Annotated in this window: 20 protein-coding genes and 2 tRNA genes; 14 read left to right on the top strand and 8 right to left on the bottom strand. The window is 58.1% G+C overall.

Features of this window, described 5'->3' with window-relative positions:
* Positions 1–41 precede the first annotated feature (41 nt).
* On the bottom strand, positions 42–4,004 hold the full coding sequence (gene putA, locus CDA56_RS21745; RefSeq protein WP_102802841.1) for a trifunctional transcriptional regulator/proline dehydrogenase/L-glutamate gamma-semialdehyde dehydrogenase: 3,963 nt from the start codon (positions 4,002–4,004) through the stop codon (positions 42–44).
* A 427-nt stretch (positions 4,005–4,431) separates the two neighbouring features.
* Here putA and putP point away from each other — a divergent pair, with 427 nt between their 5' ends.
* Complete coding sequence (gene putP, locus CDA56_RS21740; RefSeq protein ID WP_104011425.1) at positions 4,432–5,940, top strand: sodium/proline symporter PutP; 1,509 nt, start codon at positions 4,432–4,434, stop codon at positions 5,938–5,940.
* A 112-nt stretch (positions 5,941–6,052) separates the two neighbouring features.
* Complete coding sequence (locus CDA56_RS21735; protein ID WP_025106253.1) at positions 6,053–6,487, top strand: DUF3574 domain-containing protein; 435 nt, start codon at positions 6,053–6,055, stop codon at positions 6,485–6,487.
* A 101-nt stretch (positions 6,488–6,588) separates the two neighbouring features.
* Here the strand turns inward: CDA56_RS21735 and CDA56_RS21730 are convergent, their stop codons facing one another.
* A complete protein-coding gene (locus CDA56_RS21730) occupies positions 6,589–7,773 on the bottom strand; it encodes a NupC/NupG family nucleoside CNT transporter (RefSeq protein ID WP_014228804.1) in 1,185 nt (394 codons plus the stop codon).
* 272 nt (positions 7,774–8,045) lie between these two features.
* Here CDA56_RS21730 and efeU point away from each other — a divergent pair, with 272 nt between their 5' ends.
* The 4 genes from efeU (at position 8,046) to phoH (ending at position 12,639) form a co-directional block, all read left to right on the top strand.
* Positions 8,046–8,876 carry an iron uptake transporter permease EfeU gene (gene efeU / locus CDA56_RS21725; RefSeq protein WP_009653546.1) on the top strand — a complete coding sequence of 277 codons (831 nt, stop codon included), beginning with the start codon at positions 8,046–8,048 and terminating at the stop codon, positions 8,874–8,876.
* A 52-nt stretch (positions 8,877–8,928) separates the two neighbouring features.
* Positions 8,929–10,056 (top strand): iron uptake system protein EfeO, encoded by a 1,128-nt coding sequence (efeO, locus tag CDA56_RS21720; RefSeq protein ID WP_102802840.1) that lies wholly within the window; start codon positions 8,929–8,931, stop codon positions 10,054–10,056.
* 4 nt (positions 10,057–10,060) lie between these two features.
* Positions 10,061–11,341 carry an iron uptake transporter deferrochelatase/peroxidase subunit gene (gene efeB / locus CDA56_RS21715; protein WP_025106255.1) on the top strand — a complete coding sequence of 427 codons (1,281 nt, stop codon included), beginning with the start codon at positions 10,061–10,063 and terminating at the stop codon, positions 11,339–11,341.
* 509 nt (positions 11,342–11,850) lie between these two features.
* The gene (gene phoH / locus CDA56_RS21710) at positions 11,851–12,639 is read left to right on the top strand and encodes a phosphate starvation-inducible protein PhoH (protein WP_014228807.1); all 789 of its coding nucleotides are present in this window, start codon (positions 11,851–11,853) and stop codon (positions 12,637–12,639) included.
* Positions 12,640–12,690: 51 nt separating this feature from the next.
* On the opposite strand, the gene CDA56_RS21705 is transcribed toward phoH, so the two are convergent.
* Positions 12,691–12,984, bottom strand: coding sequence for a YciI family protein (locus CDA56_RS21705; protein WP_014838068.1), 294 nt, complete (start codon positions 12,982–12,984; stop codon positions 12,691–12,693).
* Positions 12,985–13,126: 142 nt separating this feature from the next.
* Complete coding sequence (locus tag CDA56_RS21700) at positions 13,127–13,915, bottom strand: MipA/OmpV family protein (protein WP_102802839.1); 789 nt, start codon at positions 13,913–13,915, stop codon at positions 13,127–13,129.
* Between the two features lie 122 nt (positions 13,916–14,037).
* Between CDA56_RS21700 and CDA56_RS21695 the strand changes: the two genes are divergently transcribed.
* The 4 genes from CDA56_RS21695 to CDA56_RS21680 all read left to right on the top strand — a co-directional run bounded on the left by CDA56_RS21695 (position 14,038) and on the right by CDA56_RS21680 (position 20,224).
* Positions 14,038–14,733: a response regulator gene (locus CDA56_RS21695; RefSeq protein ID WP_103814005.1), complete on the top strand. Its 696-nt coding sequence runs from the start codon at positions 14,038–14,040 to the stop codon at positions 14,731–14,733.
* Positions 14,730–15,926 (top strand): sensor histidine kinase, encoded by a 1,197-nt coding sequence (locus tag CDA56_RS21690; protein ID WP_032749615.1) that lies wholly within the window; start codon positions 14,730–14,732, stop codon positions 15,924–15,926. Before CDA56_RS21695 ends, CDA56_RS21690 begins: the two co-directional genes overlap by 4 nt.
* A 78-nt stretch (positions 15,927–16,004) precedes the next feature.
* Entirely contained in the window at positions 16,005–17,153 is a 1,149-nt protein-coding gene (locus CDA56_RS21685) for an efflux RND transporter periplasmic adaptor subunit (RefSeq protein ID WP_049083456.1), read from the top strand.
* Positions 17,150–20,224, top strand: a complete 3,075-nt coding sequence (locus CDA56_RS21680) for an efflux RND transporter permease subunit (protein WP_103814007.1) — start codon at positions 17,150–17,152, stop codon at positions 20,222–20,224. The genes CDA56_RS21685 and CDA56_RS21680 overlap by 4 nt, the downstream gene beginning before the upstream one ends.
* 344 nt (positions 20,225–20,568) lie before the next feature.
* On the opposite strand, the gene CDA56_RS21675 is transcribed toward CDA56_RS21680, so the two are convergent.
* The 3 genes from CDA56_RS21675 to CDA56_RS21665 all read right to left on the bottom strand — a co-directional run bounded on the left by CDA56_RS21675 (position 20,569) and on the right by CDA56_RS21665 (position 22,360).
* A tRNA-Ser gene (locus CDA56_RS21675) sits at positions 20,569–20,656 on the bottom strand.
* Between the two features lie 145 nt (positions 20,657–20,801).
* Entirely contained in the window at positions 20,802–21,479 is a 678-nt protein-coding gene (locus CDA56_RS21670; protein ID WP_049101166.1) for an isochorismatase family protein, read from the bottom strand.
* 20 nt (positions 21,480–21,499) lie between these two features.
* The gene (locus CDA56_RS21665) at positions 21,500–22,360 is read right to left on the bottom strand and encodes a pirin family protein (RefSeq protein WP_014228815.1); all 861 of its coding nucleotides are present in this window, start codon (positions 22,358–22,360) and stop codon (positions 21,500–21,502) included.
* Between the two features lie 114 nt (positions 22,361–22,474).
* Here CDA56_RS21665 and CDA56_RS21660 point away from each other — a divergent pair, with 114 nt between their 5' ends.
* Positions 22,475–23,380, top strand: coding sequence for a LysR family transcriptional regulator (locus tag CDA56_RS21660; protein ID WP_014228816.1), 906 nt, complete (start codon positions 22,475–22,477; stop codon positions 23,378–23,380).
* A gap of 348 nt (positions 23,381–23,728) precedes the next feature.
* Here the strand turns inward: CDA56_RS21660 and CDA56_RS21650 are convergent.
* A tRNA-Ser gene (locus CDA56_RS21650) sits at positions 23,729–23,816 on the bottom strand.
* Positions 23,817–24,084: 268 nt separating this feature from the next.
* On the opposite strand from CDA56_RS21650, the gene ghrA reads away from it, so the two are divergent.
* From ghrA to CDA56_RS21635, 3 genes are all read left to right on the top strand, one after another.
* Positions 24,085–25,023, top strand: coding sequence for a glyoxylate/hydroxypyruvate reductase GhrA (ghrA, locus tag CDA56_RS21645; protein WP_048261565.1), 939 nt, complete (start codon positions 24,085–24,087; stop codon positions 25,021–25,023).
* Positions 25,024–25,108: 85 nt separating this feature from the next.
* Complete coding sequence (locus tag CDA56_RS21640; protein ID WP_025106900.1) at positions 25,109–25,846, top strand: phosphatase; 738 nt, start codon at positions 25,109–25,111, stop codon at positions 25,844–25,846.
* A gap of 22 nt (positions 25,847–25,868) precedes the next feature.
* On the top strand, positions 25,869–26,423 hold the full coding sequence (locus CDA56_RS21635; RefSeq protein ID WP_025106901.1) for a TorD/DmsD family molecular chaperone: 555 nt from the start codon (positions 25,869–25,871) through the stop codon (positions 26,421–26,423).
* Positions 26,424–26,445 lie beyond the last annotated feature (22 nt).

Below are 26,445 nucleotides of genomic sequence, written 5' to 3'. Positions count from 1 at the left end.
GTAGCCCGGGTAAGGCATCAGCCGCAACCCGGGAAGCGGGCTTAGCCAATCGTCATCAGGCTGGCGTTGCCGCCGGCCGCGGCGGTATTGACGCTGAGCGAACGTTCAATATAGAGGCGCTCCAGCAGCAGATTGCTCTCGCCGCGGGCGAAGCCCTGCACCGACACGATCGCGCCATCGCGCGCCGCCACCTGTTCGCACAGCTCCCGCAGCTGATCGGAATCGCCGTGGTAGATAACCGCATCGAAAGGCTCGGTCGTCAGGGTTTCCGCTTTGGCGAAGTAGATCCGCGCGCTGACCTCACGCGGCAGCTTTTTCGCCAGCTCGCGCTGCAGAGGGGCGTCCGGCCACAGCACTTCGCAGCCAACGGCGGTCACGCCCGCCAGCTGGGTGAGCGCGTCCTGCTCATTATCGGCCACGCACAGCACGCGGTCGCGCGGCATAAAGGTCAGGGTGTTGCGCTCGCCGGTTGGCCCCGGCAGCAGACGCTGGGTTCCGGCCTGCGCCTGCTCGCTGAACTGCTGGCACAAAGCCTGCAGCTCCGGGCGATCCGCCGCCCACTGCTGTAAAGCGACCAGCGGTTTTTCCAGCAGCGTCTTCAGCTGCGCGTCCAGCGGATACTCCGCGTCCTGGCGGGCGAGGGTAATCCCGACGGCGTTCTGCGGGCGGCTGGAGAGCAGTCGATACAGGTACAGCGGGCCGCCGGCTTTTGGACCCGTACCCGACAGGCCCTCGCCGCCGAACGGCTGCACGCCGACCACGGCGCCGACCATATTACGGTTGACGTACAGGTTGCCGACGTTGGCGCTGCCGGTGACCTGAGCGATGGTTTCGTCAATACGGGTATGCACGCCGAGGGTCAGACCGTAGCCGGAGGCGTTAATCTGTTTGACCAGCCCGTCCAGCTCGTTGCGGTTATAGTGCACTACGTGCAGCACCGGGCCGAAGACCTCTTTTTTCAGCTCATCGAAGCTGTCGAGCTCAATCAGCGTCGGCGGAACGAAAGTACCGCTGGTCCACTCGCGGGAATCTTCGCCGGTTTCGCGCACCGCCTGGAAGACTTTGCGCCCTTTGGCGCGCAGCGTCTGGATGTGGCGCTCAATATTCTCTTTGGCTTCGGCGTCAATCACCGGCCCGATATCGGTGGTCAGACGGCCCGGATTGCCCATCCGGCACTCGGCCATCGCGCCGCGCAGCATGGTCAGCGTATGATCGGCGATATCATCCTGCAGGCAGAGTACGCGCAGGGCGGAGCAGCGCTGCCCCGCGCTGTCGAACGCCGAGGCGAGCACATCGATCACCACCTGCTCGGTTAATGCTGAAGAGTCGACGATCATCGCGTTCATGCCGCCGGTTTCGGCGATCAGCGGCGTCGGACGACCCTGAGCATCCAGCCGGCTGGCGATATTGCGCTGCAGCAGGGTGGCGACTTCGGTTGAGCCGGTAAACATCACGCCGCGTACGCGCTCGTCGGAAGTCAGCGCGGCGCCGACGGTTTCCCCGCGGCCCGGCAGCAGCTGAATAACCCCCGGCGGTACGCCCGCTTCCAGCAGGATCGCCACGCCCTGAGCGGCGATGAGCGGCGTCTGCTCGGCCGGTTTTGCCAGCACGGTATTGCCTGCCGCCAGCGCGGCGGCAATTTGTCCGCTAAAGATCGCCAGCGGGAAGTTCCACGGGCTGATACAGACGACCGGGCCCAGCGGGCGATGGGTTTCGTTGTCAAAATCGTTGCGCACCTGACCGGCGTAGTAGTGGAGGAAGTCCACCGCTTCGCGCACTTCGGCAATGGCGTTACTGAAGGTTTTCCCCGCTTCGCGCACCAGGATGCCCATCAGGGTCGGCATCTGGCCTTCCATCAGCACCGCGGCGCGTTCGAGGATCGCCGCGCGCTCCTGCGGAGGGGTGGCGAACCAGATTGGCGCGTTGTTAACCGCGCTGGTCAGCGCCTGCTGAACTTCGTCCTCGCTGGCTTCGCGCACGTAGCCGACGATATCTTTTGGCTCTGCCGGGTTCACGACCGGCTGCATTTCGCCTTCGGCCACCGGGTGCTCCAGCATCGGCAGTGCCTGCCATTTATGCAGCGCGCTGTTTAATAACGAGGAGGAGAGGGAGGCCAGACGATGCTCGTTGGCGAGATCCAGACCGGCTGAATTGCTGCGGTCTTTGCCGTAAAGGTCGCGCGGCAGCGGGATTTTCGGGTGCGGAAGACCCACCTGGCCCTCCTGCTGGGCCAGTTTTTCCACCGCGGCGACCGGGTCGGCAACCAGCTCATCCAGCGGCAGGGTGCTGTCGGCGATCCGGTTAACAAACGAGGTGTTGGCGCCGTTTTCCAGCAGACGACGCACAAGGTAGGCCAGCAGCGTTTCGTGGGTGCCGACCGGCGCGTAGATACGGCACGGGCGGTTGAGTTTGCCATCGGCGACTTTACCGGTCACCTGCTCGTACAGCGGCTCGCCCATGCCGTGCAGGCACTGAAATTCGTACTGTCCCGGGTAGTAGTTCTGCCCGGCCAGCTGATAAATTGCCGCCAGGGTGTGGGCGTTATGGGTCGCGAACTGCGGATAGATCAGGCTCGGCACCGCCAGCAGCTTTTTCGCACAGGCCAGATAGGAGACGTCGGTGTAGACCTTGCGGGTATAGACCGGATAGCCTTCGAGACCGTCCATCTGCGCGCGTTTGATTTCGCTGTCCCAGTAGGCGCCTTTGACCAGACGAATCATCAGGCGGCGACGGCTGCGGGTCGCGAGGTCGATCAGGTAGTCAATCACGAACGGGCAGCGTTTCTGATAGGCCTGGATCACAAAGCCAATCCCGTTCCAGCCCGCCAGCTCCGGTTCAAAGCAGAGTTTTTCCAGCAGATCGAGAGAGATCTCCAGGCGATCGGCCTCTTCGGCGTCAATGTTGATACCGATATCGTACTGGCGCGCCAGCAGGGTCAGCGATTTCAGGCGCGGGTAAAGCTCTTCCATCGCGCGGTCGTACTGGGCGCGGCTGTAGCGCGGGTGCAGCGCGGAGAGCTTAATCGAAATGCCCGGTCCTTCATAAATGCCCCGTCCGTTGGAGGCTTTGCCGATGGCGTGGATCGCCTGCTGGTAGGAGACCATATAGGCCTGGGCATCGTCGGCGGTCAGCGCCGCTTCGCCCAGCATATCGTAGGAGTAGCGGAAGCCTTTGTCTTCCAGCTTGCGGGCGTTGGCCAGCGCTTCGGCGATGGTTTCGCCGGTGACGAACTGCTCGCCCATCAGGCGCATCGCCATATCGACGCCTTTACGAATCAGCGGTTCGCCGCTTTTGCCGATAATACGGTTCAGCGAGCGCGACAGGCTGGTTTCGTTGTGGGTCGAGACCAGCTTGCCGGTAAACAGCAGCCCCCAGGTGGCGGCGTTGACGAACAGCGACGGGCTGCGGCCGATATGCGACTGCCAGTTGCCGTTGCTGATTTTGTCGCGGATCAGGGCATCGCGGGTGGCTTTGTCGGGAATGCGCAGCAGCGCTTCCGCCAGGCACATCAGGGCCACGCCTTCCTGCGAGGAGAGCGAGAACTCCTGCAGCAGGCTCTGCACCATTCCGGCGCGGCCGCTTGCGGTTTTCTGATTGCGCAGCTTCTCCGCCAGCTGATAGGCGAGCTTGTGCGCCTGTTCGCCGAGAGTCTGCGGCAGGCGAGCCTGCTCCAGCAGCATCGGCACGGCGTCGGTTTCGGCCCAGCGCCAGGCGGCGGTGATCGACGCGCGGGAAACGGACTGCGGCAGGATCTGCTCGGCGAAATCGAGGAAGGGCTGATAAGGTTCGTCAGCCGGATGACCGGCCTCATCGCTTTCGTTCGCCGCGCCGGACAGCAGCGCCGGCAGCTCCGGCAGCGTCTCGTCGTTTTCCAGCTTTTCCAGATAGTTGAAAATGGCCTGTTTAATCAGCCAGTGCGGCGTGCGGTCAATACGGCTCGCCGCGGATTTAATGCGTTCACGCGTCGCGTCGTCAAGTTTTACACCCATGGTGGTGGTGCCCATGTCAGGAACTCCTGTAATAGAACGTCTTCGTGCCAAGATGAGGTTGCGTAGAAATATCTACCATGTTGCAACTTTGTGCAACCTTGTTAATTGAGAATTGTGTGGCAGGTAGAAAAACGCCGGGAATGTTAAAAATGATGATGAAAATAGCAGGTATTTATCCCCTGTCTAATAAGGTATTTCTATGCGTCACTTAACACTTTTGCGTGGTGCAACCGCTAAAAACGTGAGAGAGTGCAACCTATAACAAAATGAAGTTTGGTCCCGGAAGCATTTCGTGTAAATGCTGTGTTAAATCGTTTGTGAAAAAACAAAGCTTCCGTCAGGATACGGTCGCCCAATACAACCAATAGGCCATTGCCCCGTTCCGGTAGTGGATAAAACGACAAATTTGGACGCTGTCGACAAAAATTCTGGAGATTTTTACATGGCTATTAGCACACCCATGTTGGTGACTTTTATTGTTTATATTTTTGGCATGGTACTCATCGGCTTTATTGCCTGGCGCTCGACAAAGAACTTTGATGATTATATTCTCGGCGGCCGCAGCCTTGGCCCATTCGTCACCGCGCTCTCCGCCGGAGCCTCCGATATGAGCGGCTGGCTGCTGATGGGGCTACCGGGGGCGATATTTATTTCCGGTATTTCCGAAAGCTGGATTGCCATTGGCCTGACGTTAGGCGCATGGATTAACTGGAAGCTGGTGGCGGGGCGTTTGCGGGTGCATACCGAGGCGAATAATAACGCCCTGACGCTGCCGGATTATTTCACCGGCCGTTTTGAAGATAAAAGCCGCGTGCTGCGCATTATCTCGGCGCTGGTCATTTTGTTATTTTTCACCATCTATTGCGCTTCCGGTATTGTGGCCGGCGCGCGTCTGTTTGAAAGCACCTTTGGCATGAGCTACGAAACCGCGCTGTGGGCCGGGGCGGCGGCAACCATTATTTATACCTTTGTCGGCGGCTTCCTCGCGGTAAGCTGGACCGATACCGTTCAGGCCAGCCTGATGATATTCGCCCTGATCCTGACGCCGGTGATGGTGGTGATTTCCGTCGGCGGGTTTGGCGATTCCCTGGAAGTGATTAAGCAAAAGAGCATTGAGAACGTTGATATGCTCAAGGGCCTGAACTTCGTGGCGATTATTTCGCTGATGGGCTGGGGCCTGGGCTATTTTGGTCAGCCGCATATTCTGGCGCGCTTTATGGCGGCGGATTCGCATCACAGCATCGTTCACGCCCGTCGCATCAGCATGACCTGGATGATCCTCTGCCTGGCGGGCGCCGTGGCCGTCGGTTTCTTCGGAATTGCCTACTTCAATAACAACCCGGCCGTTGCCGGTGCGGTTAATCAGAACGCTGAACGCGTCTTTATCGAACTGGCGCAGATTCTGTTCAACCCGTGGATTGCCGGGATCCTGCTGTCGGCGATTCTGGCGGCGGTGATGTCCACCCTGAGCTGCCAGCTGCTGGTGTGTTCAAGCGCCATTACTGAAGATCTTTATAAAGCGTTTTTGCGTAAAAATGCCGGACAGAAAGAGCTGGTATGGATAGGACGCTTTATGGTGCTGCTCGTCGCGTTAATTGCGATCGCCCTGGCGGCCACCCCGGAAAACCGCGTGCTGGGTCTGGTGAGCTACGCATGGGCTGGCTTTGGCGCAGCGTTTGGCCCGGTGGTGCTGTTCTCGGTGATGTGGTCACGAATGACCCGTAACGGTGCACTGGCCGGGATGATCATCGGCGCCTTAACGGTCATTATCTGGAAGCAGTTCGGCTGGCTGGGCCTGTATGAAATCATCCCAGGCTTTATCTTTGGTAGCCTGGGGATTGTGGTCTTCAGCCTGCTGGGTAAAGCGCCTTCCGCCGAGATGCAGCGACGCTTCGCCGAAGCGGACGCCCATTATCACTCCGCACCGCCGGTGCGCGCGACCGCCGAGTAAGCCTCCGCAACCCCATCAAGCCCGCGTAATGCGGGCTTTGTTATTTATGTCTCTTGCTAATGGCTTGAAAATACGCTGATATCTCAGCACAAATAACAATGAGGGTAGCAAAATGAGTTTCAAACAGGGTGCAGTGGCGCTGGTACTGGCAGGGATATTAAGCGGCTGCGTAGCGCCCGCCGCGAAGAGGGCTCCGGCGGCGGACGCTAACGCCTGCCCGGCGGATAACGCCATGGTGCAAACCACGCTTTATTTCGGCTTAAGCCGTCCGGCCGGGAAGGATATTACCGCGCAGGAGTGGCAGCAGTTCGTTGACCGCGACGTGACGCCGCGCTTTCGCGATGGCCTGACGGTCTTTGACGCGCGCGGGCAGTGGCTGGGCAATGACGGTACCGTGGCGCGCGAGCAGAGCAAAGCGCTGATGCTGATTCACGGCAAAGATGAGAAGAGCGAAGAGGGGATTGAGGCGCTGCGCACGACCTATAAATCACGCTTTGCTCAGGAGTCGGTGATGCGCGTTGACCAGCCGGTCTGCGTACATTTTTAATTTGAATCAGGTGATATTCCCGGGTTGCGGCTAACGCCTTACCCGGGCTACATAGCTACGCGGGCCTGTTACCCCGGGGTAACAGGCCAAACGCGCTTCGGTTACAGTACCAGCCCCGCAAAGCTGGCGGAGAGCAGGCTGACCAGCGTTGCGCCATACACCAGGCGCAGGCCAAAGCGGGAAACGATATTCCCCTGCTGCTCGTTCAGGCCTTTAATCGCCCCGGCGATAATGCCGATAGAGGCAAAGTTGGCGAAGGAAACCAGGAACACGGATAAAATTCCCAGCCCGCGCGGCGTCATGCTAGCGGCTATTTTTTGCAGCTCAATCATGGCGACAAATTCATTGGCCACCAGTTTCGTCGCCATAATACTCCCGGCGTTCAGCGCATCGCTAAGCGGAATGCCAATCAGCCACGCCAGGGGATAAAAGACGTAGCCGAGGATCTGCTGGAAGCTCAGGCCAAATATCGTGGCGAACAGGGCATTTATGGCGCTAATTAAGGCGATAAAACCAATCAGCATCGCCAGAATAATCATCGCGACTTTAAAACCGGCCAGAATATATTCACCGAGCATTTCAAAGAAGCTCTGGGATTCATGCAGTTTTTCAAGCTTGATCTCCTCCTCGCTGCCCGGACGCGTCGGGTTAATGATCGACAGCACAATAAAGGTGCTGAACATATTCAGGATCAGCGCGGCGACGACGTATTTCGCGTCGAGCATACTCATATAAGCGCCGACGATGGAGAGCGACACCGTCGACATCGCGGTGGCCGACATGGTGAACAGGCGGCGGGAAGAGAGATCGCCGAGCACGCCTTTATAGGCAATAAAGTTCTCTGATTGACCGAGAATCAGCGAACTGACCGCGTTGAAGGACTCCAGCTTACCCATACCGTTAACCTTTGACAGCAGGGTGCCAATCAGGCGAATAAAAATTGGCAGAATACGCCAGTGCTGAAGAATACCGATGAGCGCGGAGATAAAGACAATGGGGCACAGCACGCCAAGGAAAATAAACGCCAGCCCTTTTTCACTCATGCCGCCAAATACAAAGTTGGTGCCTTCGGCGGCAAAGCCGAGCAGTGATTCAAAAAAGGATGCGATATTTTTCACTAGCCACAGGCCGCTTTCGGCGTGGAGAAAAAAGAAAGCCAGGGCAACTTCAATAATAATTAACTGGATAATATAGCGAATGCGGATTTTTTTACGGTCGTAGCTGGCAAGCCAGGCAAGGGCGAGGATAACCACCAGCGCCAGCAGGAAGTGCAAGAATTGAGTCATGTCGTTTATTTCGCAGGTCAATAAGGCCGCCATTTAGCCACAGCTGGGCAGCCGGGTAAATATCTGGCGCAAAAAATCCCGTCCTGCTGCCCGAGGGGCCTGGGCTGCGAGATAATCGCGCAAGTCATTATTTGTTCGCGACTGATTTACAAATCGTCATCATTCACTCCATATTTCACTTGTGTTTCTGATTATTGTAATGATAATCACTATCATAAATATTTACCTATCTTTGCATCAGTTGACTGCGGTTCACATTTAAGGGTGTTGGCATGTTTGTCCCATTTCTCATCATGTTACGTGAAGGCCTGGAAGCTGCGCTGATTGTCAGCCTGATTGCCAGCTATCTGAAACGCACCCAGCGCGGTAGCTGGATTGGCGTCATGTGGATTGGGGTGCTGCTTGCGGCGGCGCTGTGCCTGGGCCTCGGAATTTTTATCAACGAAACCACCGGCGAGTTTCCGCAGCGCGAGCAGGAGCTGTTCGAAGGCATCGTGGCGGTGGTGGCGGTGTGCATTCTGACCTGGATGGTGTTCTGGATGCGTAAGGTGTCGCGCAACGTCAAACAGCAGCTTGAGCAGGCGGTTGATAATGCCCTCCAGCGCGGAAATAACCACGGCTGGGCGCTGGTGATGATGGTCTTTTTCGCCGTCGCGCGTGAAGGCCTGGAATCGGTCTTTTTCCTGCTCGCCGCTTTCCAGCAGGATGTCGGAATCTGGCCGCCCATCGGCGCGATGCTCGGCCTCGCGACGGCCATCGTTTTAGGGTTCCTGATCTACTGGGGCGGCATCCGCATGAATCTCGCCGTCTTTTTCAAATGGACCAGCCTGTTTATTTTACTGGTGGCCGCAGGTCTCGCCGCGGGGGCTATCCGCGCCTTCCATGAGGCCGGACTGTGGAACCATTTCCAGGCGGTCGCCTTCGACCTGAGCAACGTCATTTCGACGCACACCCTATTCGGCACGCTGCTGGAAGGGATCTTCGGCTATCAGGAAACGCCGACCGTCAGCGAAGTGGCGGTCTACTTTATCTATTTGATCCCGGCGCTGGTGCTGTACGTCTCGCCGCCGGGTAAAAAAACCACCGCATCCCGGGCAGCGTAGTCGGGCATCGCGGATTGCAATAGTGACAACATACTTATCGAAAGGGATGGTCATGATGAATCATTTTCGTCGTAATGCGCTGCAGCTTACGCTTGCTGCGCTGTTCAGCTCGGCTTTTTACGCCCAGGCGGCCGATATTCCGCAGGTCAAAGTGACCGTCACCGACAAACAGTGCGAGCCGATGAACGTCACCGTGAAGGCGGGTAAAACCCAGTTCATCATTCAGAACCACAGCCAGAAAGCGCTGGAGTGGGAGATTCTGAAAGGGGTGATGGTGGTGGAAGAGCGGGAGAATATCGCCCCCGGCTTTACGCAAAAGCTGACGGCCAACCTGCAGCCGGGTGAATATGATATGACCTGCGGCCTGCTGACTAACCCGAAAGGCAAACTGACGGTGACCGGCGAGGCGACCAAAGATGCCGCCAAAGCCGATGCGCTGCTCAGCCTGGGTGAAGCCATTACCGCCTATAAAGCCTGGGTCACCGCCGAGACCGCGGAGCTGGTTAGCGGCACGAAAGCCTTTACCAATGCGGTGAAAGCGGGCGATATCGAGAAGGCGAAAGCGCTGTACGCGCCGACGCGCCAGCACTATGAACGTATTGAACCGATCGCCGAACTGTTCTCCGATCTCGATGGCAGCATTGACGCCCGCGAGGATGACTACGAGAAAAAAGCCGAAGATCCGAAATTCACCGGCTTCCACCGGCTGGAAAAAGCGCTGTTTGGCGATAACAGCGTCAAGGGAATGGATAACTATGCCGATCAATTGAACGCTGACGTTCTCGAGCTGCAAAAACGCATTAGCGAACTGGCGTTCCCGCCGTCAAAAGTGGTCGGCGGCGCGGCCGGTCTGATTGAAGAAGTGGCCGCCAGCAAAATCAGCGGAGAAGAAGATCGCTACAGCCATACCGACCTGTGGGATTTCCAGGCCAACATTGACGGCGCGCAAAAAATCGTCGACCTGCTGCGTCCGCAGCTGCAAAAAGAGAACAGCGCGCTGCTGGCGAAGGTGGATGCCAACTTCAAAAAGGTGGACGCAATTCTCAGCAAATACCGCACCAAAGATGGCTTTGAGGCCTATGACAAGCTGACGGATGCCGATCGTAACGCGCTGAAAGGCCCGATCACCACGCTGGCGGAAGATTTGGCCCAGCTGCGCGGGATCCTGGGTCTGGACTAAGGCGATGGCTGAGCAAAAATATGATGTTAATCAACCGTCCCGGCGGCGGTTGTTAAAAGGGATTGGCGCGCTTGGCGGCGCGCTGGCGATATCCGGCGGCTGCCCGGTGGCGCACGCGGCAAAAGACAATAGCTCTCCGGGTACGGTGTCGCCGGATGCGCGTCAGGAAGCGCAGCCGTTTTATGGTCCACATCAGGCAGGGGTGCTGACCCCGCAGCAGGCGTCGATGATGATTGTCGCCTTTGATGTGCTGGCCAGCGATAAAGCGGACCTTGAGCGGCTGTTTCGCCTGCTGACCCGGCGTATTGCCTTTCTGACCAAAGGCGGTCCCGCGCCGGAGACGCCGAACCCGCGGCTGCCGCCGATGGACTCAGGCATTCTCGGGCCGTGGATCGCCCCGGATAATCTGACGATCACCGTCTCGGTGGGGCATTCGCTGTTTGACGAGCGTTTCGGCCTGGCTCATCAGGCGCCGAAGAGGCTGCAAAAGATGACGCGTTTTCCGAACGATTCGCTGGATGCGGCGCTGTGCCACGGCGATCTGCTGCTGCAAATTTGCGCCAACACCCAGGATACGGTGATTCACGCCCTGCGGGATGTGATTAAGCACACCCCGGATTTGCTCAGCGTGCGCTGGAAGCGGGAAGGGTTTATCTCCGACAGCGCCGCGCGCAGCAAGGGTAAAGAGACGCCGGTGAATCTGCTGGGCTTCAAAGACGGCACCGCGAATCCGGTGAGCACCGATAAGGCGCTAATGGATAAAGTGGTGTGGGTCACCGCCGACCAGGGAGAGCCTGCGTGGGCGACGGGCGGCAGCTATCAGGCGGCGAGGATTATTCAGTTCCACGTTGAGTTCTGGGATCGCACTCCGCTGAAAGAGCAGCAGACTATTTTTGGCCGCGATAAACTGAGCGGCGCGCCGCTTGGGATGCAGCACGAGCACGATGTCCCTGATTACAGCAAAGACCCTGACGGCGATACCATTGCGCTCGATAGCCATATTCGTCTGGCGAACCCGCGTACCCCGGAAACCGAATCCAGCCTGATGATGCGCCGGGGCTATAGCTATTCGCTGGGGGTGACCAATTCCGGTCAGCTGGACATGGGGCTGCTGTTTGTTTGCTACCAGCACGATCTGGAAAATGGCTTCCTGACGGTGCAAAAGCGCCTGAATGGAGAAGCGCTGGAGGAGTACGTGAAGCCCATTGGCGGCGGCTATTTCTTTGTTCTGCCGGGGGTTATCGACGATCGGCATTATCTCGGGCAATCGCTGCTCGAAGCCTGACGTACCTGCCCGCAAGGGCAGGGCGTTTTCTGCTGTTTTTCCATTCATTTTTTGTATTTCCTGCCTTGTTTCATTTTTCTGTAATCTTATAGTCGGAAACTCTCCTCAGCTGCGATGAGAATTATTTGTTGTCCGTGTGTGAAAAATAAGTTGCGCTTAGAATTATTTCTGATGTACTTATTACAGGCGCGGTAGTTCTCGGCAGTAGTCTCGTTTCATTATGGAGATCGCGAATGCCCGATTGCTGTAACGGAAAAAGTCAAACCCCAGACCGTACTTATCAGCACGGGAGCCCAACTTCCGGCCGCGATTTTCACACCGCAAAATCCTCCTCCTCTATCAAAGAAAACCAGAACCCAGGCAAGGTTACCGGTGCGCGTAGCCGTGACCCTCTGCCAATTCGTCAGGCAAGCAATGGCTTACAAGGAAGCCAAACCTCAATCGTTAGTGCGCATAATCGCGTCGATCGTGGCGCGTGTGATGTAAACCAACAACGCAAGGTGCTATCCATGGGAAGACAAAAAGCAGTGACCAGAGCTCGTCGTGAGGCCAAACGTGTGCTGAGACAGGATTCGCGAAGCCATAAGCAGCGCGAAGAAGAATCGGTCACATCGCTTGTGCAAATGAGTGGCGTAGAAGCCATTGGCATGGCGCGGGATAGCCGCGACGCATCGCCAATCGAAGCGCGCAATGACGCTCAGGCGCATTATTTGAATGCCATCGACAATAAACAGCTGATCTTCGCCACGGGCGAGGCCGGGTGCGGTAAGACCTGGATTAGCGCGGCAAAAGCAGCTGAAGCCCTGATCCATAAGGATGTGGACAGAATTATTGTTACCCGTCCCGTTCTGCAGGCCGACGAAGATCTCGGCTTCTTACCGGGAGATATCGCCGAGAAGTTTGCTCCCTATTTCCGACCGGTCTATGACGTGCTGGTGAGAAGGCTAGGGGCTTCCTTTATGCAGTACTGCCTGCGTCCGGAAATCGGCAAGGTGGAAATCGCGCCGTTCGCCTATATGCGCGGACGTACATTTGAAAATGCGGTGGTGATTCTGGACGAGGCCCAGAACGTGACCGCTGCGCAAATGAAGATGTTTTTGACCCGCCTCGGGGAGAACGTGACGGTTATCGTCAACGGCGACATTACCCAGTGCGATTTACCTTCAGGCGTACGGTCGGGTCTGACCGATGCGCTGGCGCGTTTTGAAGAGGATGAGATGGTGGGTATTGTGCGCTTTACAACCGATGATTGCGTGCGCTCAACGCTTTGCCAGCGCGCGCTGAAAGCCTACTACTGAGTTCTTCTGCGTCTGCAAAGCCCGGGTGACCGGGCTTTGTTTTTTGCTGCACTACAGAAGAGCCTGCAGTGAAGGAGCGGCCATCGTGGCTTCAAACGGAACGATCTCGACTTTCGCTACGCCCGATTGCTGAAATGGATCCTGGCTCAGCCAGTTTTGCAGCCCATCCATATCATCGCCTTTAGCCAGAATCACGCCGCCGGACCTGGGGATTTTACGCCCCGAAGCGAGAAATATTCCGTCAGCATAGCCTTGCTTTAGCCATTCCACGTGCGCAGCAAGCTGGGCGTCTACCTGATCAAGCGGTTTAACGTAAGTCAGAACAACAACGGCAATGGTGCTCATTTTCCTTCCTTAACATTTAAATGTAACGCTGCAGAAGCTTATCATTCACGTGAACAGCGCTTCAGGTTTTATTAATCAACTGATGCGGGTCAGCCGCGGCGCATAACCGGCGCGGTGGGTGTCTGGACGAGCGCAGGATCGATTAAAATGTCCAGGTGATTGCCGCGGTCACGGAACCTTCATTGCGCCGTGAGACTATCGGGCTGTCAGCGGCGTGTTCTCCGAGCCAGGTATAGCCGGCGCTGAGCGTGGAACCCCAATGCTCGTCATATTGATGGCTCCAGGTCAGCGCGTTGTCGATGCCGTAAAATCCGCCGGGTGCGCGATAGGGGCGATAGCCGGAACGGGCGCTCTGCCGTTGATCGACCCCGTAAAAGGTATTGGCGTACCGGCTGTCGCCAAACAGCGCGGCGGACTGTAGGGCAACGATATCCTGCGAATTCTGGAGCAGCAGGAGGGTTGCGGAGGTCTGATAATGCACGCCCTGGGCGTCGGTGAGCGGAAGCGTAGCCTTACCTTCAACGGTGAGCCACGGCGTGACCGACCAGCCGACGGCGAAGGCGGTATTCATGGTGGCTTTAATATTACCCATCCCCTTCAGCGTATTCGCCCCATCGCGCCAGCCTGAGTTTTTTTCCGCTCGCCCGAGGTCATAACCGAGCGTGTGCTCGAAGTAGAGACCGCTGTCGCCAGCCAGGTCATAGCCTATGCCTTTTTGGCTATCAATAAAGAAAGCGCCTTTCCGCCCCTGTAGCACGGGAACCACCTGCCAACTCTGCTTGTCAGAGCCGCTGTAACGAGGCGCGTATTTTCCGCCCACCCCGATAGTCAGCCCATCGGAAGGCGCGGCGGCTTCATCGGCACGCGCGCCGGGTGTTATTGCCATTAAAAACGGCACGACCATATACGGCGAAATTTTTCTGGCTATCATACTGTTCTCCACGTGGACGCGGGCGCCGTCGATAAGGACGCGCCGCAGAATGCCGGTGCAGTATGGTTTTGCTAAATCAATGAACGGTCGGGATAGTGTTAAGAAACGGTCAAGGTGAACAGATGTTGTCCAGAAGAGTGTTGATAATTGAAGATGACGCCGATGCGGCCGGGGTGCTTGAGGCCTATTTACGCCGGGAAAACTATGACGTGGCGGTCACCGTGGATGGCCTCGCTGGGCTGGATATGGCGCAGCGCTGGAAACCCGATCTGATTCTGCTGGACGTGATGCTGCCCGGGCTGAACGGCACCGAGGTGCTGGCCAGCCTGCGGCGGAAAAGCGATGTGCCGGTGATTATGGTTACCGCGATGGGGGATATGCCCGATCGTATTGGCGCGCTGCGCTATGGCGCCGACGATTATGTGGTGAAACCCTATCATCCCGGCGAAGTGGTGGCGCGAGTTCAGGCCGTGCTCCGGCGGAGCCGCAAAGCGGAGACGCAGGAATACATTCTGCGCTGGCAGGGGCTGGAGGTGGACGTCGCTGCCATCGTCGCGGCCGTCAGCAATCCGGGGGAACCTGTCCATATTCTCGATCTTACCCCGACCGAGTTTTCGCTTCTGGCTACGCTGATGCGCGCCCCCGTCCGTCCCTTTTCGCGACAGTATCTGCTGGAGCGCTGCCTTCCTGAGAGCGAAGCGCTTGAGCGCGTGGTGGATACGCATATTTATAACCTGCGTAAAAAACTGGAGGGGGCGGGGGTATCCGGGGTGCTAGTCAACGTTCGCGGCGTGGGCTACAGGTTCAGACAGCCATGATGAAGACCCGTCACTCCTCTCTCTGGCGCTGGATTTGCGGGCGCATTCTGGCACTGGCCATCGGCAGCGTGATGGTTATCGCCACCTGTATGTGGCTGCGTTTCGCCGTGCAAAACTATTGGATCATGCACAAAATGCCGCCCGCTTTGCGGGAGGAATTCATTGCGCTCAGCCGCAATCCGGAGGCCAACCCGGCGCGTTTTCATCAGATTGTCGATACCTGGTGGGGATTGAGCTATTCCACGCCCTCTATCGCCTCGGCGGACTGGGTGACCGTGGCGGTGCTGGTGCTGGTCATGATCCCCTTCATTGTCGTTATGGGGCTCCGCTACGCCCGTCCACTCTCGCTGCAGTTCAGCCGTCTTCGTGATGCGGCGAAGGACGTCACCGGGGGGCAATTTGGCCGCCAGGCGGAGCTGATTGAGGACGCGCCAGCGGAAATGATCCGCTTTGCTGCCGACTTTAACAAAATGACCGGCCAGCTGGCCCGCTATGATAAAGAACTCCGCGCCTCGCATGTTGCGATGGCGCATGAGCTTCGCTCCCCGCTGACGGCGGCGATTGGCCGTCTGCAGGGCATGCTGGATGGCGTTTTTGATACCCAGCCGCAGCAGCTGGAGATGGTGATGAAACAACTCCAGCATTTGAATCGATTGACCGATGAGCTGCATCTGCTTTCCCTGGCGGATGCCGGCAATCTGGTGCTCGATGAGCGGCCATTTTGTCTGGATGAGCTCCTTCAGGAGCGAGCCGCATGGTTAACGCCGCAGGCGGACGCGCAGAGCGTGACGATCGCCATTCAGCCATCGCCGTCCTGTCCCTTCCGCGGCGATGCTTTTCGCATGGGCCAGGTATTTAGCGTACTGATGGAAAATGCCGTACGTTACGGGCGCAGGGGGGGACATCTGGCAATTACGTTGCGCCGCGGCGAGGGCGCTTACACCATTGATTTTGTCGATGACGGGCCCGGCGTGGCGAGGCATTTTTTACCGGATATGTTTGAACGTTTTACCCGCGAGGAGGCGTCCCGCGCCAGACACTCCGGCGGCAGCGGCCTCGGATTATCCATTGCGCGCGCTATCTGCGTGGCGCACGGGGGGCGCATCAGCGCATCGCTACCGGCGAGCGGCGGCCTGCAGATTCGCGTTGTTCTGCCGTACGCTCCCGCCGCAGAAGAAAACAGCCTGCCTTGATAATCCCTTGACACAACGTCGAGCCATTCTCGATGAATGTGTCATGTAATGGCGCCATTTCCCGAACGGAGTGGCGTTATGTTATATGAGTTAGTTCTTTCCCTTCGTCAGTGCGTGTACGCTTTGCTCGGCGCAGAACGGACGCTATCCTGGTTTGCGCTGTTGCCGCCGATCGTACTGATCCTGATGATCGTACCGCTTGTGGGCTGCGGCGATAAAAGCGCCGAAAAGCCCGCGCCGGCCCGCCCGGTGCGCTACGTGGTGGTGGGTTCCCCGGCGACGCTTCCCGCTCTGGAAAGAACGGGCGAAATCCACGCGCATGATGAGACGGCCCTGAGCTTTCGTACGGCGGGCAGGATGCTGACGCGCGCGGTGGATGTCGGCGATCGGGTCAACTACGGGCAGCTGCTGGCGACGCTTGAAGAGACCAGCGCGCGAAATCAGCTGGACAGCGCGACGGCTGACGATGAGAGCGCTCGAGCGACCGCCCGGGTCGCCGCGCTGAACGTTAACCGGATGCAGAAGCTCATCGCCACGGGCGCAATCGCCCGCTCTCAGCTGGACAGCGCGCAGGCGGACTGGCTGGTCGCCAGCGCCCGGGTGAAGAGCAGCGAGGCCGCTTTGCGCAACGCCAGGGAAAGCCTGGGCTGGACGCGTCTTACTTCGCCGGGTGAGGGGGTTATCACGGCGGTCAGCGCCTCTCCCGGTCAGGTGGTCAGCGCCGGAGAGACGGTGGTGACGCTGGCGGCGGGTCAGGCGCGCGATGTGGTATTTGATATCCCGGATCCCGCTAAGGTTGAGGCGCAAAGGGCGGAAGAATTTCAGGTTGCTTTGCTCAGCGATGCCGGGGTGAAGGCTTATGCTGTGTTGCGTGATATTAGCCCACAGGCCGATCCCCAGACCCGGACATGGCGCGTCAGGGCAACGCTCAAGAAACCGCCCGCCGCGATGGCGCTGGGCGCCAGCGTCACGGTAAGGCTGCCGTCATCAGGCTCGACGGGGTACGCTATACCGGCTTCTGCGCTGAGCCGCTGCGGAGATAAACCGGCCGTCTTTGTCATCACCCCGCAGATGCAGGCGCAGCTGCGCGTTGTCGTTCCCGCCAGCTACACGGCTTCTTCCGCGATCATCGCTTCCGGCCTTGTGCCCGGCGACCGGGTTATTACCGCCGGCGTTAGCAAACTGCGCCCGGGCGAAAAAGTCGTCGCCGGAGAGAGGCTGCCGTGAAAATAGCGCCGTCAAAAAATCGCTTTAACCTTTCTGCATGGGCGCTGGAAAACCCGCAAATGGTCAGTTTCTTTATGCTGCTGATTATGGTTATCGGTTCGCTCAGCTATACGCTGCTGCCGCGAAATGAAGATCCGGCTTTTACTATCAAAACGGCGGTAGTCTCGGCGCAGTGGCCGGGCGCGTCGGTAACGGATACCACGCATCTGGTGACGGATGTCCTGGAGAAAAAATTACAGGAAACGCCCTGGCTCGATTATATCGAAAGTGAAACCCGAGCCGGGCAAACGGTTATCTATATTAATCTCCGCGATGACACCCCGGCGCACAACGTTCCGGCGATCTGGTACCAGATCCGCAAAAAAATGCAGGATATTGCGCCATCGCTGCCGGAAGGTGCGCAGGGACCGAGCGTGAACGATGAGTTTGACGATACGTACGGCACCATTTACGGATTTATCCCTGACGGATATAGCCTTGAAGAGGTGCGACAGCGGGTGGAGACGATCCGCCGTGAACTGATGTCCGTGCCGGATATCGGCAAAACGGTCCTCCTTGGCGAGCCGCAGGAGCAGATAGTCATCGCTTTTTCGCCCGCCCGGCTGGCCGGTATGGGGCTTACCATTCAGCAGGTTGCGGACGCTCTGAAGGCCCAGAATGCCGTGGCGCCGGCAGGAACCCTGCGCACCGGGCAGGAGAATATCACGCTAAACGTCAGCGGGGCCCTCAGGAGCGAAGCGAGCCTGCGCGCCGTCATCCTGCACATCAACGATCGCTATCTTCCCCTGACCGATATTGCCACGATTGAAAGAAGCGCGGCCGAACCGCCTTCAGCGGCGTTTCGCGTTAACGGACGTCCTGCCGTTGGGCTGGCGATTTCCATGGCGCCGACGGGCAATATGCTGCGCTTTGGCGAGACGCTGAATAACAGAATGCGCGCCATCGGCGCCGGGCTGCCGCACGGCATCGAGATAGTTAAAGTGGCTGACCAGTCGGCGGTGGTCAGCGGCGCCGTAAGCGGATTTGTCCGGGTACTGGTGGAAGCCGTGCTGATTGTGCTGGCGGTTTCTTTTGTCTCGCTGGGATTAAGGGCCGGGCTGGTGGTGGCCGCGGCGATCCCGCTGGTGCTGGCGATGACCTTTGCCGGGATGCTGCTGGCAGGCATTGGTCTACAGCGCATCTCTCTCGGGGCCCTGATCGTTGCGCTAGGGCTGCTGGTGGATGATGCCATGATCGCCGTGGAAACCATGGTATCCCGGCTTGAGGCCGGCGATACGCGACGGCAGGCGGCGACGTACGCTTTCCAAACCACGGCATTTCCGATGTTGACCGGTACGCTGGTCATGATTGCCGGGTTTATTCCCGTCGGTTTTGCCTCATCCAGCGCGGGCGAATACTGCTTTTCGCTGTTTGCCGTGGTGCTGATGGCGCTTCTGAATTCATGGGTCGTAGCGATTCTGTTCTCCCCTTTGACCGGAACGTGGCTGCTGCCGGAAAAGCTGAAACATCGTGCCGCAGGTCCGGGCCGCATGGCGCGGGGATATGGACGACTTCTGCGTACGGTACTGCGCCACCGGCTTGCCACCCTGGGGATTGCGCTGGCCGCGCTGGGACTGTCGGTGTACGGGACCACGTTTATGCAGGGGGAGTTTTTCCCTTCATCGGATCGCCCGGAGCTGCTGGTCAGCCTGACGCTTCCGGCCAATGCTTCGCAGACGGAAACGGAGAAACAAACGGAGAGGCTGGAAAGGGCGCTCGCCGGGAATCGCAATATTGACCATTATTCGACCTATATTGGGGCGGGCGCCATCCGCTTTTATCTGCCGATGGATGTTCTGCTGGATAATGAAAATACGGCGCAGCTGGTGGTGGTGGCGAAAGACCTGGCCGCCCGCGACCGCCTGCGGGAACAGTTAAACGCGCTGCTGACCACGCAATTCAGCGATCTGACCTCGCGCGTTTCGCCTCTGGAGCTAGGGCCTCCGGTGGGCTGGCCGATCAAATACCGGGTCAGCGGGCCTGATTATCTCAAGGTCAGAGAGTATGCCGGGCGTCTGGCCGAGGCGATAGGGCGCTCGTCGTTAACCCGGGAGGTAAATCAGACCGCCGGCGAGCCGGAGAGAACCATCGTCCTGCAGGTGAACCAGACTGCCGCGCGGGCGGCGGGCGTGTCATCGCAGAGTCTGGCGCAGACGCTTAATACCGTCTGGTCAGGCACGACGGTCACATCGCTGAGAGACAATGACCGGCTGGTTGATGTGGTGCTGCGGGCGAACGACAGCGAGCGATTGAATCTTGCCACCCTGTCATCGCTGACGGTTGAGGGGCGCGGTGGAGAAAAAGTTCCCCTCAGCGCAGTAGCCACGCCAACCTGGGGAGTGGACGATCCGGTGCTCTGGCGTCGGCAAAGATTGCCGTTTATCACCGTACAAACCGACCTCGCGCCGGGAATGCGGGCAGAAGGCGTATCGAACGGTCTGCGCCCGATGGTGGATCAACTGCGCGCGGGTTTACCCACCGGTTACAGCATTGTCGAAGGCGGAGTGGTCGCGGAGTCCGAAAAAGGCAACAGCTCGGTATTGAATATTTTACCCGTCACCCTCGGCATTATGCTGTTATTGCTGATGCTTCAGCTGCGGCGCTATTCTCGTATGCTGCTGGCTCTGTTCATGGCCCCGTTCGGCTTGCCGGGGATTGTTATGGCCATGCTGCCGGGCGACACGCCAATGGGATTTGTGGCTCTGCTCGGCGTCATCGCGCTGGCGGGGATGATTATCCGCAATGCCGTGATACTTATCACTGAAGTTGACGGCAATCTGGCTCAGGGCATGGAAAGCGATGCCGCTATTATTGCCGCCGCAGAGCACCGGGCCAGGCCGATATTTCTGACCGCCTGCGCCGCGATACTGGGTATGGTCCCCATCTCTCACCAGGTCTTCTGGGGACCGATGGCGTATGCCATCATTGGCGGGCTGATTGTCGCGACGCTCGTCACGTTAACCGTGCTGCCGGCGTCCTTTAGCCTGCTGCTGGAGAGGGGGAGATACCGGGAAAAACGTCCCGCCGCTTAATAACACAGGATGGCCGGGGGCGACCCCGGTCGGGGTGCAACAGGCGAAAAAAAAGCCCGTACTTGCGTACGAGCTCTTCTTAAAATATGGCGGTGAGGGGGGGATTGACTCGCTGCGCTCGCCGTTACTCGGCCCGTCCCTGGGCCTCGCCCCTGCGGGGCCAGCGCAGGCGCTGTTCAAAATTGCTCCCGGCAATTTTGTCGGGGCAGATTCCTCGCAGGCTCGTCATCTGTCCAACTGGCTGGCACCAGTTGTCGAACCCCGGTCGGGGCTTCTCATCCCCCCCGGCGGGTGCTATATGCGAAAAAAAAGCCCGTACTTGCGTACGAGCTCTTCTTAAAATATGGCGGTGAGGGGGGGATTCGAACCCCCGATACGTTGCCGTATACACACTTTCCAGGCGTGCTCCTTCAGCCACTCGGACACCTCACCATATTGTTTTGTCGCTCACCTTGGGTGGGCAACGGGGCGCTACTATAGGGAGTTGCGCTAAAACGGTCAAGCAGTATTTATGCTTTCGCTATCGTTCGGTTAAGCAATGAACACTGCCCCGCCGTAGCACGGCGGGGCAGTCATTTTAACGCTGTGAATCAAGCTGTTCGTTATTCTTCACCACGTCCTGAGCTTTGGTGTAGCTCTCAATCAGCAGCTGGTATGCCGGGAAGACCTTGGTATACACCTCGGCCCACTCAGCGGCATCCGGGCGGTTCCAGGTGCGCTGCAGTTCAGAAGCAACCGCTGCGGTATCCATCGGCACGACGCCAGCCTGGACGACGCGGGCGAGGGTGATTTCCTGCGCCATCTTGCTATAGGTACCGGAAGCATCAATGACGGCAAAAACCTTATAGCCATCGGCGACGGCGGCAATGGACGGGAACGCCATGCAGACGCTGGTAATGGTACCAGCGATAATCAGCGTTTTACGCCCGGTCGCTTTTACCGCGGCAACAAATTCCGGGTTATCCCACGCGTTAATCTCTCCTTTACGCGCAATATATTGCGCATGGGGCGCGTTCGCATGAATCTCAGGGATCAGCGGGCCGTTTGGTCCCTGCGGCACTGACGCCGTGGTGATCACCGGGATCCCGGCTAATGAAGCCATCTTCGCCAGCGCGGCGGCGCGCGCCCGCAGCTCCGGCATCGGCATATCACCCACGGTCTGGAACAGACCGCTCTGGTGGTCAATCAGCAGCATGGCGGTATCATTGACATCAATAACCGGACGAGAACCATTAAAGTTAGCTGGGGTAGACATATTATTCACCTCATTCAGTATCAGATTTGGCCGAAGCGGCCGCTATTAAAATCACGAACCGCTTCCGCGATTTGTGCTTTGGTATTCATCACAAAGGGGCCGTAGCCCACGATCGGCTCCTGCAGCGGTTCACCGGCCATCAGCAGTACTTTTGCGTTGCTACTGGCCGAGAGGTGGAGCGCTTCTCCTTTCTGGCTGAGCACCACCAGTTGACCCTCGCGGGCGCTACCCTCGCCGTTCACCACCACTTCACCTTCCAGAACGACCAGCGCCGTACTCCAGCCGGCAGGCTGATGCAGCGTAATTTCCTGGCTCTGGTTAAGCTGCAGGTCCCAGACGTTAAGCGGAGAAAACGTGTGCGCAGGGCCGACAATATCTTCGTAGCGCCCGGCAATAACCCGCATATGGCCCGCATTATTCGGCAGCTCAACGTCCGGAATCACATCAGCAGTGATGCTCTGGTATCCCGGCTGCGTCATTTTGTCTTTCGCCGGGAGGTTGACCCAGAGCTGAATCATTTTCAGCTCGCCGCCGGTACGGGTAAATTCCGCCGAGTGGAACTCTTCATGCAGGATCCCGGCGCCTGCGGTCATCCACTGCACATCGCCCGGTCCAATGACGCCGCCTCTGCCGGTAGAGTCACGATGTTCAACTTCGCCGGAATAGACCACGGTGACGGTTTCAAATCCGCGATGCGGATGTTCGCCGACGCCGCGTTTGCCTGTCCCCGCCGGGAAGTGATGGGGGCCTGCGTAGTCGAGCAGCAGGAAGGGGCTTAGCTGTTCGCCGTGAGTCTGGTAAGAGAACATTGAGCGAACCGGGAAACCATCGCCTACCCAGTGCTGTGAAGGCGCGGTGTAGATACCTGTAATTTGTTTCATGGCAGTCTCCTGAATAGCTGTTTCTGATGTGAATAAGCATATATTCGCCACTAATAGTCCGCTAGATAGCAAAAATGACCTATACTGTTCTAAAAATGGAACGATGGAGGAAGGATGCAGGATCTCAATGACTTAGCCTGGTTCGTACAGGTGATCGATCACGGTGGTTTTGCCGCGGCGGGCAGAGCGCTCGATCAACCCAAATCCAAGTTGAGTCGTCGTATCGCCCAGCTAGAAGAACGCCTCGGCGTCCGTTTGATTCAACGTACAACCCGGCAGTTTGCGGTAACGGAAGTTGGCCTGACCTTTTATCAGCACTGCAAAGCGATGCTGATCGAGGCGGAAGCGGCAGAACAGGCGGTGGAAACCCTGCGTTCCGAGCCGCGCGGGAGCGTAAAGCTGACCTGCCCGGTAACGCTATTGCATGCGCATATCGGGCCGATGCTGGCACGGTTTATGGTGCGCTATCCGGGCGTGAATCTGCAGCTGGAAGCGACTAACCGACGCGTTGATGTTGTTGGAGAGGGCGTCGACGTCGCGATTCGCGTACGTCCAAGGCCGATAGAAGATAGCGATCTGGTGATGCGTGTTCTGGCCGATCGCGGGCACCGTCTGGTCGCCAGCCCCCGGTTGGTGGAGCGGCAGGGGCAGCCTCAGGTTCCTTCAGCGCTAAGCGATTGGCCGGGGTTAAGCCTGGGGGCGGGCAAACATCAGCATAAGTGGCAGTTGACCGGCCCGGAGGGGGCAAGGGCGGAAATCTACTTTACTCCCCGGCTGGTCACCACGGATATGCTGGCGCTCCGTGAAGCGGCCATTGCCGGCGTTGGGGTGGTACAGCTTCCTTTATTAATGGTGCGCGATCAGTTGGCCGCCGGAGAGCTGGTGGTTGTCCTCGATGAGTGGCAACCGCGCAGGGAGGTGATCCATGCGGTGTTTGCCTCTCGTCGCGGATTACTCCCCTCGGTCAGGGCGCTGGTGGATTTTCTCAGCGAAGAGTATCAGCGGATGGAAGAGGATTAGCATTTGCCATAATCCCGGCGGCGGCGCGATGCGCCTGTCCGGGCTCGGATTACCGGCGATCTGCGGCCCGGTAGCCCGGCTAAGCGCAGCGCAAGCCGGGAAGAAGCCACAGCAATACCACCTCACGGCATATTCCCCGGGTTGCGGCGTAAACGCCTTACCCGGGCTACGGGCTATCGGCAATCTGCGGTACTGTAGCCCGGGCACGCGCATCGCGCAGCCCCCGGGAGAAGAGCATGGAGTAGAAGAATTTCCCGGAGGCGATGCTGCGCATCTGTCCGGGCTACCGGACGGGGTGCTATATGCGAAAAAAAAGCCCGTACTTGCGTACGAGCTCTTCTTAAAATATGGCGGTGAGGGGGGGATTCGAACCCCCGATACGTTGCCGTATACACACTTTCCAGGCGTGCTCCTTCAGCCACTCGGACACCTCACCATATTGTCTTTCCCGTTGTTGCCGGGAACGGGCGCTAATTTAGGGAAATACGTATCTCCCGTCAATCAACTTTTTTAAAAAATCGCGCGTTTAGCCAAACTTCAAGCAACTTGCTCCCTAAATGGGCGAAAATCGATTTTTTTATCGCCATTCCCTTTTTCGCACGCTCGGCGAATGAAATTTGCTATGCTGGCAATCCAATAGAAAACAACGAGTAAAACGCGACGCTAACCTAACCTGCCAGCAGCGTCGGCTATCAGGAGCCTTTATGGATATCATCTTTTACCACCCCACGTTCGACACCCCTTTCTGGATTACTGAACTGGAAAAACAGCTGCCCGGCTCGCGCGTCCGCGAGTGGAAACCCGGAGATAATCAACCCGCTGACTATGCGCTGGTCTGGCATCCGCCGGTAGAAATGCTCCAGGGCCGCCAGCTTAAAGCCGTCTTTGCCCTTGGCGCCGGCGTCGATTCAATCCTCAGCAAACTGCGGGAACACCCGGAAATGCTGCCGCTGTCAACTCCGCTGTTCCGTCTGGAAGACACCGGCATGGGGCTGCAGATGCAAGAATACGCGGTGAGCCAGGTGTTGCACTGGTTCCGTCGTTTTGATGACTATCAGGCATTAAAACAAGAGGCGCGGTGGCAGCCGCTGGAGGAGTATCAGCGTGAAGATTTCACCATCGGCATTATGGGCGCGGGCGTGCTTGGCGCGAAAGTGGCCGAAGCCCTGCAAAGCTGGGGTTTTCCGTTACGCATCTGGAGCCGCAGCCGCAAATCCTGGCCGCAGGTCACCAGCTTTGCCGGAGAAGAGGAGCTGAATGCGTTCCTCAACGGAACACGAGTGCTGATAAACCTGCTGCCCAACACGGCGGAAACCGTTGGAATTATTAATAGCGCGCGCCTGGCGCAGCTGCCGGATAACAGCTACGTGCTGAATCTGGCTCGCGGTGTTCATGTGGTGGAAGACGATCTGCTGGACGCGCTGAATAGCGGCAAGTTGAAAGGCGCGATGCTGGATGTGTACAGCCGCGAACCGCTGCCTGAAGCGAGCCCGCTTTGGCGGCATCCGCGAGTGGCGATGACGCCGCATGTTGCCGCCGTCACCCGGCCTCTGGAAGCCATGGCTTATATCGCCAAAACCATCGGTCAGTTAGAACGAGGTCAAACGGTCAGCGGGCAGGTCGATCGCCAGCTGGGATACTAAGCGACAGCCCCGCGTGAGCGGGGTTTTTGCTGATCACAGGCGCAGATTCCTGCTATTCTTGCCACAAACAGAGAAGGAGATTGTGATGTATCCTGTTGACCTGCACATGCATACCGTCGCCAGCACCCACGCCTACAGTACCCTGCACGATTATATTGCAGAAGCAAAGCGCAAGGGGATCAAACTCTTTGCCATTACCGACCACGGGCCCGATATGGCCGATGCGCCTCACTACTGGCATTTTATTAATATGCGTATCTGGCCGCGGCTGGTGGAGGGCGTTGGTATCCTGCGCGGTATCGAAGCCAATATCAAAAATACCCAGGGCGAAATTGACTGTACCGGCCCGATGCTCAACTCGCTGGACCTGATCATTGCCGGTTTTCACGAGCCGGTGTTCCCTCCAAAGGATAAAGCAACGCATACCGAAGCGATGATCGCCACGATAGCGAGCGGCGCGGTGCATATCATTAGCCATCCGGGTAATCCTAAGTTTCCCGTTGATATCCCGGCCATTGCCGCGGCAGCGGCGAAGCACCACGTGGCGCTGGAAATCAATAACTCATCCTTTGTTTCGTCGCGCATTGGCAGCGAAGATAACTGCCGTGCCGTTGCCGCGGCCGTACGCGATGCCGGCGGCTGGGTTGCGCTGGGTTCGGATTCCCATACGGCATTCACGCTTGGTGAATTTAGCGAATGTCGCAAAATCCTCGATGCTGTTGATTTTCCGGAAGAGCGAATTCTTAACGTGACGCCGCGGCGTCTGCTTAATTTTCTTGAATCGCGTGGGATGCCTGCGATTCCTGAGTTTGCTGAACTTTAATTTGAATAACTGGAATAAATGAATGAACGAGTTTTCAATCCTCTGCCGCGTGCTGGGCTCTCTCTATTATCGTCAGCCGCAGGACCCGCTGCTGGTGCCGCTGTTTACCCTTATTCGCGAAGGGAAGCTGGCAGCGAGCTGGCCGCTGGAGCAGGATGAACTGCTGGAGCGTCTGCAAAAAAGCTGCGATATGCCGTCTCTGGCCGCCGAATACAACGCGCTGTTTGTCGGTGAAGAGTGCCGCGTGGCGCCTTACCGTAGCGCATGGGTAGAAGGCGCCACGGAAGCTGACGTTCGTACTTTCCTCAGCGCGCATGGTGTCCCCACGGGGGAGGGCGCGGCGGATCATTTAGGCTCCTTGCTGCTGGCCGCTTCGTGGCTGGAAGATCACGCGCCGGAAGATGAAAGCGACGTTCTGGAAACCCTTTTCGCTGAGTATATTCTGCCGTGGTGCGGCGAGTTCCTGGGCAAAGTTGAAGCCCATGCAACCACGCCGTTCTGGCGCGCCATGGCCCCGCTGACTCGTGAAGCCCTCTCCGCCATGTGGGATGAGCTGCAGGAAGAAAATGAGCAATAAATTGTGATTAAAGTCACAATTT

The organism is Klebsiella michiganensis (genome assembly GCF_002925905.1).
Taxonomy (GTDB): domain Bacteria; phylum Pseudomonadota; class Gammaproteobacteria; order Enterobacterales; family Enterobacteriaceae; genus Klebsiella; species Klebsiella michiganensis.
The sequence above is the reverse complement of the archived record's forward strand: the minus strand, read 5'-3'. Positions and strand labels throughout refer to the sequence as shown.